This is a genomic window from Sphingomonas sp. OTU376, assembly GCF_038440415.1.
GTDB lineage: Bacteria > Pseudomonadota > Alphaproteobacteria > Sphingomonadales > Sphingomonadaceae > Sphingomonas > Sphingomonas kyeonggiensis_A.
The window spans coordinates 1-11,506 of sequence record NZ_JASATQ010000100.1; the positions used below are offsets into that span (position 1 = coordinate 1).

Sequence of the window (11,506 nt, forward strand, 5' to 3'; positions counted from 1 at the left end):
CCCCCCCCCCGGGGGAGCATCCAGCTTGTGAAACCTACCGCCCCCACGGAAACGCCAGGGTCGGCCGGTTGGCGAAGCGCCGCATTGCCAGGCGCAGCCGCGTGCCGCAGCCGGGCTCGAGCCGCAGGGTGAAGTCCGGGCGACCGATCCGCGTCTCGGCGCCGTCGAGGGTCACGCTCTCGATCCGGTGCTCGGCCCAGGCGCCGCCCTGCACGATGACGGTGCGCGGCGCCGTGCCGAGATTGACCAGGGTCACCTCGGCGGAGGTATCGCCCAGCGCGTGGACAAGCGCCGCGACATCCTCGGGCACGCCGGCGCGGCGCCTGTCCGCGTCGAAATAGCGCAGCCGGCAATGGAGCGGCACGCCGCCCTGGTTGGGCGAGGTCGGCGACCAGGGCGGGCGGCCGATATGGAGGCCGCCGGTCATCAGCTGGATCAGGCTGGTGATGCTCGCCGGGGTGATGTCGAGCGGCCAGTCGGCGAGGCGGGTGTCGGGGGTGGTCGGGTCGTCCGCCTGCGCCTTTTCGCGCGTGGCGATCCGGTCGAGATCGGCCTGCATCGCCTTGAGCGGATAGCCGGGATTGGCGCCTTCGAGGAACGAGACCCAGGGATGCTCGCCGGCCGCTTCGCGGTCCCTGGGGTCCTGGGTGAAGTACCAGATCTCGAAGCCGTTGCTGCGATAGAGGCCGGGCTTCCAGCCATACCAGCCCTGGGCGCCGTACATGGTCGGGGCCTCGAACTTGCCGTCCTTCTGCCGGCCGGCCTCGTTGATCCGGGCGTTCTGGCGGCGCCACAGCTCGACATAGGAGAGGTCGCCGGTCAGCACCGTGCCGTTGAAGAAGGCGGTGATCGAGCGGGGCACGCGGTTGCGGTCCTCGCGCTTGCCGGTCTGCGGGACGACCGGCGAGAAGCCCCAGCCATAGGTGCCGCGCCACCAGTTCGCGCCGACCTTGCCGTCGAGCCCGACATGGCTGGGCAGGATGTCGTTGTTGGCCTTGGCGCGGTCGACCCAGGCGTCGAGATAGTCGAGCGCCCAGCGCCGATAGCGTTCGCCCCCGCCCAGCGCATAGGCGTTGAGCCCTAGCGTGGTCGCCTGGAGGTTGAGCGGGTTGTCGCCGACCACGTCGCCATATTCGGCATAATGGTCGAGCGTCTGCTGGTACGTCGTCTCGCCATGCTCCATGTGGAAGCGCTCGCCTGCCTCGAACGGGTCGCCGGCCCAGTCGAGCGGGGTCGCCTCGCGCAGCATCGGGCCGCGGCTGCCGTTCATCATGCTGCGTATGATCCGGCGCTCGGGATCGTAGTTCCGCACCGTCGGGTCGCGGCCGGTGTAGAAATCGGCGTAGCGCATCGTCCGCGCCAGCAGCTTGCGGTCGCGCGGGATCGACAGGCCCATCACGTTGAAGCTGGTGAGGCCCTCGCTGTTGTGCTGCCAGTCCATCTGGACCGGGAACTCGCGGTGATACATGCCCTGCCGCGCGATTGGCACCTCCAGGGTGCGGGCGGCGGTGTACTGCTTGAGGTGCCCCTCCCAGAAGTGCTGGGCGAGGGTGAGGATGCGGTCCGAACCGCCGAGCGCGTGAAGCACCAGCCAGTCATTGGTCGCCTCGGCCGCGTCGTCGGGGCCGTCATTGGCGCCCCAGCGCTCGAACACCTTCAGCCAGCCGCGCGCGTCGACATATTTGGTGTAGAAAGCCTCGCAGGCGGCGGCGTTGCGGGCTAGCAGCCTGCGCTGCAGCACCGCCCAGTCGGGTGCGGGCATCTCCGTTTTGGCGACCAGCCGGGCAGGCGCGGCATGGGCGGTGGCGGGCAGGGCGACTGCGCCGGCGGCGCCCTGAAGCAGGAACTGGCGGCGATCGACGGTCATGCGGCGATCTCCACGCGGCGGATCGGGCCGGCGATGACGAGGAAGGCGAAGATCGTCAGCAGGCAGTGCGCGCCGACGAAGACCAGCGCGAGGTCGAACGATCCGGTGCCCGCGACGATATAGCCGACCACGATCGGGGTCACTATCCCGGCGATGTTGCCGAACATGTTGAACACGCCGCCCGAGAGCCCGGCGAGCTTCTTGGGCGCGACATCGGCCATCACCGCCCAGCCGAGCGAGGCGACGCCTTTGCCGAAGAAGGCGACCGACATCAGTGTGACGACCAGCCATTCCTGCTGCACCCAGACACAGGCGATGATCGCGGTGGCGAGCAGCATGCCGATGGTCAGCGGCGCCTTGCGCGCCCAGTCGAGCGAGCCGGTGCGCTTGAGAATGCGATCGGAGATGAAGCCGCCGGCGAGCCCGCCGACAAAGCCGAACAGGGCGGGCGCGGCGGCGGCGAAGCCTGCCTCCATGATGTTCAGCCCGCGCTCCTTGACCAGGTAGATCGGGAACCAGGTGACGAAGAAATAGGTCAGCACGTTGATGCAATACTGCCCCAGATAGATGCCCAGCATCATCCGATTGGCGATCAGCTTGCGGACATTGGCCCATTCGAACGCCGCCGAGGATCCTGCCTGGTCCTCCATATGGATCAGCCCGCCACCGGCCTCGATCTCGTCGAGCTCGGCGCGGTTGATCGAGGGGTGCTTCGCCGGGCTGTGGATGAAGCGGAGGAAGGCGAGGGTGGCGAGCAGGCCGAGCCCGCCCATCGTCCAGAATACCGAACGCCAGCCGAAGCTGTGCGCCAGCCAGCCCATCAGCGGCACGAAGGCGACGATCGAGAAATATTGCGCCGAATTGAAGATCGCGGAGGCGGTGCCGCGCTCGGCGGCGGGAAACCAGGCGGCGACCAGCCGGGCATTGCCCGGGAAGGACGGCGCCTCGGCCAGACCGACCAGGAAGCGCAGCGCGAACAGCATCACCGTGGCCGAGAGGATCGGGATCAGCCCGGCAAAGCCCTGGCTGAAGGTGAAGAGCGACCAGAGCGCGATCGCGCTAGCATAGACGCGCTTGGTGCCGAACTTGTCGAGCAGCAGCCCGCCCGGGATCTGCGACAGCGCATAGGCCCAGGCGAAGGCGGAGAGGATATAGCCGGTCTGCACCGGCGTGAGGCCCAGCTCGCCGGCGGCGGCATTGCCCGCGATCGAGAAGGTTGCGCGATCGGCATAGTTGACGCTGGTGATCACGAAGATCAGCGCAATGATTGCATAGCGCACTCGCGTGGGCCGGACGGCCTGCTCGGACAAATCTCTCTCCATGGGTAGCGCGCCTGTTGCCGACGCTTCGCGATCCTTGAGGCGTACCGGGGGAAGGGGGCGCGGTCCAAGCCAAAATGGGGAATGATCCAGTCCCGCCTTGGCTGGATCGCTGGGGTTCATGGCTGGATCATTGCCGATCAGTGCAAGAAGCGCATCGATCCATGTTCGATTGAGGTTGGCTTGTCGCGGCGGTTCTTCGCTAACCAGCCTGCAATCAAATCCGCTCGGCAAAGAAGCGGACACATTATGGGAGAGACAGAAGGCATGTCCCGCACTCGAATCCTGAAATCCGTCCTTGCCCTGTCCAGCGCGGCAGCGGTGCTCGCCGCGGCGAGCGCCCATGCACAGGATGCAGCCGCTGCCGCTGATCCGGCGCCGCAGACCGCCGCGCCCGAGCAGGACGATGGTCCTTCCAACGAGATCGTCGTCAAGGGCTTCCGCGCCAGCCTCAACAACGCGCTCAACATGAAGCGCAACGAGACCGCGACGATCGACGCGATCAAGGCCGAGGACGTCGCCGAATTCCCCGACCTCAACCTGGCGGAATCGCTCCAGCGCATCCCAGGCGTGGCGATCAGCCGCGTCAATGGCGAGGGCCGCAACATCTCGATCCGCGGCCTCGGCCCGGAATATAGCCGCGTCCGCATCAACGGCATGGAAGCGATCGGCACCACCGGCGGCACCGACAATTCGGGTGGCGTGAACCGCGGCCGCGGCTTCGACTTCAACATCTTCTCGTCGGACCTGTTCAACAGCCTGGCGGTGCGCAAGACCGCCACTGCCGATGTCGAGGAAGGTTCGCTCGGCGGCACCGTCGACCTGCAGACCGCGCGCCCGTTCGACTATCGCAAGCCCACCGCGGTGGTGCAGGCGGCGGCGAGCTACAATGACCTTGCCCGCAAGGCCAAGCCGCGCGTCTCGACGCTGCTCACCACCAGCACCGCCGATGGCCGCTTCGGCGTGCTGCTCTCGGTCGCCTATGAAGAGCGTGCGCTGGTCGAGGAAGGCGCCAATATCACGCGCTGGACCTATGGCGGCTTCAACGGCGGTTTCGCGCCGACCTCGACGATCGCCGGCAAGACCATCGCCCAGATCAACGACACCAATCCGGCCACCGCGCTCTATCACCCGCGTATCCCGGGCCTGGTGAGCTATGCGATCGACCAGAAGCGCCTGGGCGCCGCGCTCGGCGTGCAGTTCCGACCGACCGAGAAGACGCTGATCTCGATCGACGGCCTCTATTCGCGGCTCGACGGCACCCGCCAGGAATCGCAGTTCCAGGCGATCAGCTTCAGCCGCTCGGGCACCGGCAAGCCGCAGACGATCATCCGTTCGGGCACCGTCGATGCGAACAACAACATCATCAGCGGCACGTTCGATAACGTCGATCTGCGCAGCCAGGCCCGCTACGACAAGCTCACCACCGATTTCTACCAGCTCACTGGCACGCTCGATCAGAAGATCGGGGAGTCGCTGAAGTTCGGCGCGATCGTCGGCTATTCGAGCTCGCAGTTCCGCAACCCGATCCAGACCACGGTGACGATCGACGCGGCCAACACCAACGGCTTCTTCTACGACTTCTCGACGCGCTTCCCGACGATCCGCCCGGGCGTGGACATCGCCAACGTCGCGAACTTCGCCTTCACCAACGGCACGTCGGAAGTGCGCATCCGGCCGCAGACCGTCGACAACAGCTTCACCAACGCCAAGGGCTTCCTGGAATGGACGACCTCGCCCGAACTGAAGCTCAAGGCCGGTGTTGACTGGCGCCGGTTCGAATACAGCTCCACCGAGCAGCGCCGCCTGTCGGGCGAGACGGTGGTGACCACGCTCACCGCGGCCCAGCTCGCACCGCTCACCAATGTCTTCTCGGGCTTCGGCCGCGGGCTTACCATCCCCTCGGGCACGCCGACGTCGTGGGTCGTGCCGAACCTCGAGGCGTTCCAGGCCTATCTCAACACCTACAGCAACCCGACCTACGCCACCGGCGGCGTCGAGAACGCAACCGCGCGCGGCTCGTTCGTCACGGTGCGCGAGGAGGATCTGGGCGCCTGGGGCATGGCGGAGTTCAACCTCGCCAATGCCGGCGTGCCGGTCCGCGGCGATGTCGGCCTGCGCTATGTGAAGACCGACCAGTTCTCGACCGGCTATGCCAGCCAGGGCACCGCGATCAACCTGGTCAGCGCGGATCGCAGCTATGAGAACTGGCTGCCCTCGGCCAACCTCGTGTTCGACGTGACCGACAATCTGATGGTCCGCTTCGCCGCGGCCAAGACGATCGCCCGCGCCGGCATCGGTTCGCTCACCCCGGGCGGCAACCTCAACGTCTCGGGCGGCAACCGCACCTTCAGCTCGGGCAATCCGGACCTGAAGCCGACCAAGTCGACCAATCTCGACGCCTCGATCGAATGGTACCCGACGCGCGGCGCGATCTACGCGGTCTCTGCCTTCCAGAAGGACATCGGCACCTTCGTCCAGACGCTGAGCACCACCGTGCCCTATAGCAGCCTGGGCCTGCCCAACTCGCTGCTCAACGGCACCACCGCAAGCCCGACCGACGCGTTCATCGTCAGCCAGCCGGTCAATTCGAAGGGCGGCCTGCTACGCGGCTTCGAAGTGAACGTGCAGCAACCCTTCAGCTTCCTGCCGGGTTTCCTGAGCAACTTCGGCGTGCTGGCCAACTACACCTATGTCAGCTCGGACATCGAGTATCTGACCTCGGCCAATGGCGCGACCACGGTGAAGGCGCCGCTGCTCGGCCTGTCCAAGCACGCCGCAAACGGCACGCTCTATTACGAGACCAAGAAGTTCGCGATCCGCGGCTCGGTCGCCTATCGCTCCAAGTATCTGACCGCCGTGCCGGGCACCGAGGGTAACTCGTACAACGGCACCAACTCGACCACGAACATCGACGCGCAGATCTCGTACAACGTCACCGAGAACTTCAAGCTCAGCCTCGAGGGGATCAACCTCACCGATGCGCTGAACGACCAGTTCGTGGACGTGAGCAACCGCCTGAACGTGCTCACGCACAGCGGGCGCCAGTTTGTCCTGGGTGCCCGGCTGGCCTTCTAACGCCTCCAAGTCCAGCCATCCCTCCACCCCAGGAACGGGGCCAGCCAACCCCCTTGGCTGGCCCCCTTTTTTGTCTGCCCGGCAGCACAATGTCCGCCCGGTTCGGCGACACGCCGGGGACGGGAAGGGGCAATCATCCAGCAACATTTTGCTACCTGGAACCGGTTACACGTGCTACCGCAAAGGCGATCGGTCCCGACGACTCGTCGAAATCTACGCAAAATGCGGGATTTCCGGCGAGGCTGCAGAAGCGGGCCGATCGGACAAAGGGGAGGAAATTCATGTCCGACAGGGTGAATGAACGCGTGCGCGTGCGCCGCAGCCGCGTGATGGAAGTCGCAGCAGCATTGATGCTTGGCGTGTCGCTGACCGCCGTCGCGGTAGCGCCCGCGCATGCACAGGAATCCGATGCGTCGCTGCGCGGAACGGTGACGATGCCGGCCGGCACCACCGCCACGCAGGTCGTCGCGGTGGAAGTGAACACCGGCTATCGCCGCACTTCGGAGGTCCGTCCCGACGGCGGGTACGTGTTCGCTTCGCTGCGTCCCGGGCTTTATCGGCTCGAAATTGTAACCGGTTCCGGCACGCGCAACACCGATGAGTTCCGGCTCTCCGTGGCGCAGAACGCGCAGCTCGACTTCAACTTCGCGGGCGAGGATGCCGGTGCCAGCGACGCGATCGTCGTCACCGGCAGCAAGATGCGCTCGATGGAGGGCGGCGAAGTCGGCGTGAACATCTCGACGCGCCTGATCGAGCAGCTGCCGCAGAACAACCGCAACTTCCTGGCCTTTGCCGATCTCGCGCCGGGCGTGCAGTTCGTCACCGGCGCCAATGGCGCGTCGCGTCTGCAGGGCGGCGCGCAGGACAGCCGCACGGTCAACATCTTCATCGATGGCGTCGGCCAGAAGGACTATGTCCTCAAGAACGGCGTGACCGGCCAAGATTCCAGCCAAGGCAATCCCTTCCCGCAGCTCGCGGTGGGCGAGTACCGGGTAATCAGCTCCAACTACAAGGCGGAGTTCGACCAGGTCAGCTCGGTGGCGATCACCGCGGTCACCAAGTCGGGTACCAACGAGTTCCACGGCGAGGCGTTCGTCGATTATACCGACCAGTCGCTGCGCGCGAAGACCCCGACCGAGGAGCGGAGCCCTACCGGCAAGGCCCGCACCCGCGACTTCCAGTTCGGCGGCGCGCTCGGCGGCCCGATCATCAAGGACCTGATGCACTTCTTCGTGACCTACGAAGGCAAGCGCCAGCAGGTCCCGGTCGACATCTTCCCGGGCAGCGCGAACAACACCGCCAATATTCCGGCGGCGTTCCAGAGCCAGTTCGGCTCGACCAACCGGACGTTCAACGAAGACCTGTATTTCGGCAAGATCGACCTGGTGCCGTCGACCGCCGACCTGTTCGAGCTGTCGCTCAAGGTCCGCAAGGAAACCGGCGAGGGCATCAACAGCGGCTCGAACCTGCGCAGCAACTCGATCGACACGGTGGTCAACGAGTATCGCGGCCTGGCGCGCTGGGAGCATACCGGCAGCAACTGGGTCAACGACCTCAAGCTGACCTATGAATATGCGCAATGGGCGCCGACGCCGCGCGTGTTCGAGAATAGCTTCGTCTTCCAGGACGCCAACAACGCCCAGATCTTCCGCACCGGCGGCGGCGCGAACTACCAGGACAAGGGCCAGAAGGGCTGGGGCGCGCAGAACGACTTCACCTTCACCGGCATCTCGGGCCACACCTTCAAGGCGGGCGTGAAGGCCAAGTGGGTGAGCCTCAAGTCGCTGCAGCTCAACAACTACAACCCGGTCTATTTCTACAACACCCAGTATAACGGCGCGACCTGGAACGATGCGACCCCGTACCGGGTGCAGTTCGGCTATGACTCGGGGCTGGGCGGCGATCCGACGGTGAAGTCGGACAATTTCCAGTTCGGCGCCTATATCCAGGACGATTGGGAAGTCACCTCGCGGCTGACGCTCAACCTCGGCCTGCGCTGGGATTACGACCGCACCCCGGCCTATGTGAACTTCGTCACCTCGGCCTCGTCGCTGGCAGCGGTTTCGCCGACCAACTATCCGAACCTGAACAACGCCGACTACAAGATCGCCGACTACATCTCGAACGGGAAGAACCGGAAGACCTTCAAGGGCGCCTGGCAGCCGCGCATCGGCTTCAGCTACAATTTCGATGCCGAGAAGCGCTACACGCTGTTCGGCGGGTTCGGCCGTTCCTACGACCGCAACCAGTTCGACTTCGTCCAGCAGGAAACCCAGGTCGGCTCCTATTCCACCCGTACCTTCAACTTCCTGGTGCCGGGCGACACGCGCAACAACTGCGCGCCGAGCTCGACCTGCGTGGCGTGGAACGCCAATTATCTGACGGCGCAGGGCAGGGCGCAGCTGGTCAGCTCGGTCGGCGCGCTGGGCGGCTCGGAGCTGCGCTTCCTCAAGAACGACCTCAAGGTGCCCTATTCGGACCAGTTCAGCCTCGGCCTGCGCGGCCGCGTGCTGCCGCTGTTCGAGGCGGAGCTGGGCTACAGCCATGTCGAGAGCCATGACGGCTTCGTCTGGCTGCTCGGCAACCGCCGTCCGGACGGCACCTTCTTCGCGCCCACCGGCAACCAGAGCTCGCCCTTCGGCAACGCCCCTCCGGGCCGCGGCTCGATCATCCTGGGCGACAACGGGCTCGAGACCAAGGCGGACTCGGTCTATGTGAAGCTGACCAAGAGCTATTCGGCCAGCTCGCCCTGGAGCCTCAACGCCACCTATACCTATACGGATGCGGTGGAGAACCGGCAGTTCGGCGAGACTTTCTCGCTCGATTACCCGTCGATCAAGGACTATCCGGTGCTCGCCTCGGCCGGCGTGCCGCGGCATCGCTTCGTCGCGGCCGGCAGTGTCGATGCGCCGCTGGGCTTCACCTTCTCGGGCAAGGTGACCCTGTCCTCGGCGCCGTTCGTGAAGGGCTTCTACAACGACACCGCCGGCATCCGCCACATCGCGGTGATCGAGGGCAACAACAAGCAGCCCTTCATCCTCGGCGACCTGTGGGCGCTGCGCCAGGTCGATCTGGCGGCGACCAAGTACATCAAGCTCGGCTTCCTCGGCAATTCGCGGGTCCGGCTGCGCGTCGATGTGCTCAACGTGCTCAACGAGAACAACTACACCACCTATAACAGCAACTTCACCGACACCAATCCGGCGCCGCTGTTCAACCGCGACAACAAGGTGGTCGGCGTAGTCAATGCAGCCGGCAACCCGGTCGACAATGGCCGGTTCGGCGACCTGAGCGGCTTCAGCGTCGGCGGCAATCCGCCGCGGACGTTCAAGTTCTCGGCCGGGTTCAGCTTCTGATCCTGGCTATCTGGCCGCCGCGGGCATGTCTCGCGGCGGCCATACCTACCGACGTATAAGGACCGTCCCGCGACGCCGGGTGTTACGCCCTTGCCGATATCAGCAAGGAGCACGCCATGGCCCGCACCGTCGCCCAAGTCATCATCGAGACTCTCGAGCAGGCGGGCGTCCGCCGCTGCTATGGGGTGCCGGGCGACACGCTCAACTATGTCACCGATGCGATCCGCGAGAGCGGCATCCGCTGGGTCCATGTCCGCCATGAGGAAGCCGGTGGCTTCGCGGCGGGCGCGGAAGCGCTGCTCACCGGCGAGCTCGCCGCCTGTGCCGGCTCCTGCGGCCCCGGCAGCCTCCACTTCATCAACGGCCTGTTCGAAAGCCACCGCAACCGCGCGCCGGTAGTATTGATCGCCAGCCAGATCGTCCGCGACGAGCTCGGCTTCGATTTCCCCCAGGAAGTCGACTTCAAGTCGGTCTATGCCAGCTGCAGCGTGTTCTGCGACGAGATCCGCACACCCGCCCAGGCGCGCCGCATGACCGCGATGGCCGCCCAGGCGGCGCTGGCCAGGAAGGGTGTCGCCGTCCTCATCGTCCCCGCCGACGTCTCCGCGGCAAAGGCGCCCGACGAGCCCGACTTCGCCGTCCACCGCGCCGAGCCGCGCATCCTGCCCTCGGAGGCCGAGCTCGATCGCATCGCCCAGTCGCTCAACGCCGGGGGCAAGGTCGCCATCTATGGCGGTTCGGGCTGCCAGGATGCGCATGACCAGGTCGTGGCGCTGGCGGAAAAGCTCAAGGCGCCGGTCGCCCATACCTCGCGCGCCAAGGACTTCCTCGAACCGCACAATCCCTATGCCGTCGGCATGACCGGCGTGTTCGGCTCGGAAGCCGGCTATGACGCGCTGATGGAATGCGACACGCTGCTGCTGCTCGGCTGCGATTTCGCATGGCGGCAATTCTACCCGTCAAAGGCGACGATCATACAGGTGGACATGGACGGCACCCATCTCGGCCGCCGCCATCCGGTCGACATCGCCGCGGTGGGCAGCGTGCGCGACACGCTCGATGCGCTGCTCCCCCATATAAAGGAACGTGTCGACCGCGCCTTTCTCGATACTTGTCTCGCGCGGCATGAAAAGGCGGTGGCCGGCCAGCGCAAGCATGCCGTGGCGGCGGAGGGAAGGGCGATCCACCCGCAATATCTGACCGAGACGATCGCCCGCCACGCCGCGCCCGACGCAGTGTTCACCGCCGATTGCGGCTCGCCGATGGTCTGGGCGCTGCGCCATGTGCCCGCGACCGGTCGCAACCGCACCGTGATCTCGCTCACCCATGGCACCATGGCCAATGCGATGCCCCAGGCGCTGGGTGCCCAGGCAGCCTATCCCGATCGCCAGGTGATCTCGCTATCGGGGGACGGCGGCATCTCGATGATGCTCGGCGACCTGATGACCGCGATCCAGGAGAAGCTGCCGATCAAGGTGTGCATCTTCAACAATGGCGCGCTCGGCTTTGTCGAGCTCGAGCAGAAGGTCGAGGGGTTGCTCGATGCCTTCACCGACCTGCAGAACCCGGACTTCTCCCGCGTGGCCGAGGCGATGGGTTTCTGGAGCCGGCGCGTGGAGAAGAGCGGGGACGTGGAAGACGCCGTGCGCCAATGGCTGGCCGAGCCGGGCCCGGCGCTGCTCGATGTCGTCACCGATCGCTTCGAGCTGGTGATGCCGCCCAGGATCGAGGCGGCGCAGATATTCGGCACCGCACTCTATTCGGCCAAGGCCGTGCTGGCCGGGCGCGGGGACGAAGCGTTCGAACTGGTACGCGGCGCCGTTTCCTGATTCCGGCGCGCGAAGCATCGCATCCGGGGCGGGAAGGCAGGGAAAGGCGCCTGATTC

General features: G+C 65.9%; 5 protein-coding genes. 3 read left to right on the forward strand and 2 right to left on the reverse strand.

The genetic code is table 11. The annotated features are described in order from the left end of the window. Positions 1–34 precede the first annotated feature (34 nt). Entirely contained in the window at positions 35–1,867 is a 1,833-nt protein-coding gene (locus tag AAHM44_RS23535) for a hypothetical protein (protein ID WP_342251513.1), read from the reverse strand. After that, a complete protein-coding gene (locus AAHM44_RS23540; RefSeq protein ID WP_342251514.1) occupies positions 1,864–3,147 on the reverse strand; it encodes an MFS transporter in 1,284 nt (427 codons plus the stop codon). The genes AAHM44_RS23535 and AAHM44_RS23540 overlap by 4 nt, the downstream gene beginning before the upstream one ends. A 306-nt stretch (positions 3,148–3,453) precedes the next feature. On the opposite strand from AAHM44_RS23540, the gene AAHM44_RS23545 reads away from it, so the two are divergent. The 3 genes from AAHM44_RS23545 to AAHM44_RS23555 all read left to right on the forward strand — a co-directional run bounded on the left by AAHM44_RS23545 (position 3,454) and on the right by AAHM44_RS23555 (position 11,449). Then, the gene (locus AAHM44_RS23545; RefSeq protein WP_342251515.1) at positions 3,454–6,264 is read left to right on the forward strand and encodes a TonB-dependent receptor; all 2,811 of its coding nucleotides are present in this window, start codon (positions 3,454–3,456) and stop codon (positions 6,262–6,264) included. Positions 6,265–6,545: 281 nt separating this feature from the next. Next, complete coding sequence (locus tag AAHM44_RS23550) at positions 6,546–9,620, forward strand: TonB-dependent receptor domain-containing protein (RefSeq protein WP_342251516.1); 3,075 nt, start codon at positions 6,546–6,548, stop codon at positions 9,618–9,620. A 116-nt stretch (positions 9,621–9,736) separates the two neighbouring features. Beyond that, positions 9,737–11,449 (forward strand): thiamine pyrophosphate-dependent enzyme, encoded by a 1,713-nt coding sequence (locus AAHM44_RS23555; RefSeq protein ID WP_342251517.1) that lies wholly within the window; start codon positions 9,737–9,739, stop codon positions 11,447–11,449. Positions 11,450–11,506: the final 57 nt, after the last annotated feature.

Coding starts and splice junctions, on each gene's coding strand:
- AAHM44_RS23550 (WP_342251516.1), top strand. CDS start 6,546: ATGTCCGACAGGGTGAATGAACGCGTGCGCGTGCGCCGCAGCCGCGTG.
- AAHM44_RS23535 (WP_342251513.1), bottom strand. CDS start 1,867: ATGACCGTCGATCGCCGCCAGTTCCTGCTTCAGGGCGCCGCCGGCGCA.
- AAHM44_RS23555 (WP_342251517.1), top strand. CDS start 9,737: ATGGCCCGCACCGTCGCCCAAGTCATCATCGAGACTCTCGAGCAGGCG.
- AAHM44_RS23545 (WP_342251515.1), top strand. CDS start 3,454: ATGTCCCGCACTCGAATCCTGAAATCCGTCCTTGCCCTGTCCAGCGCG.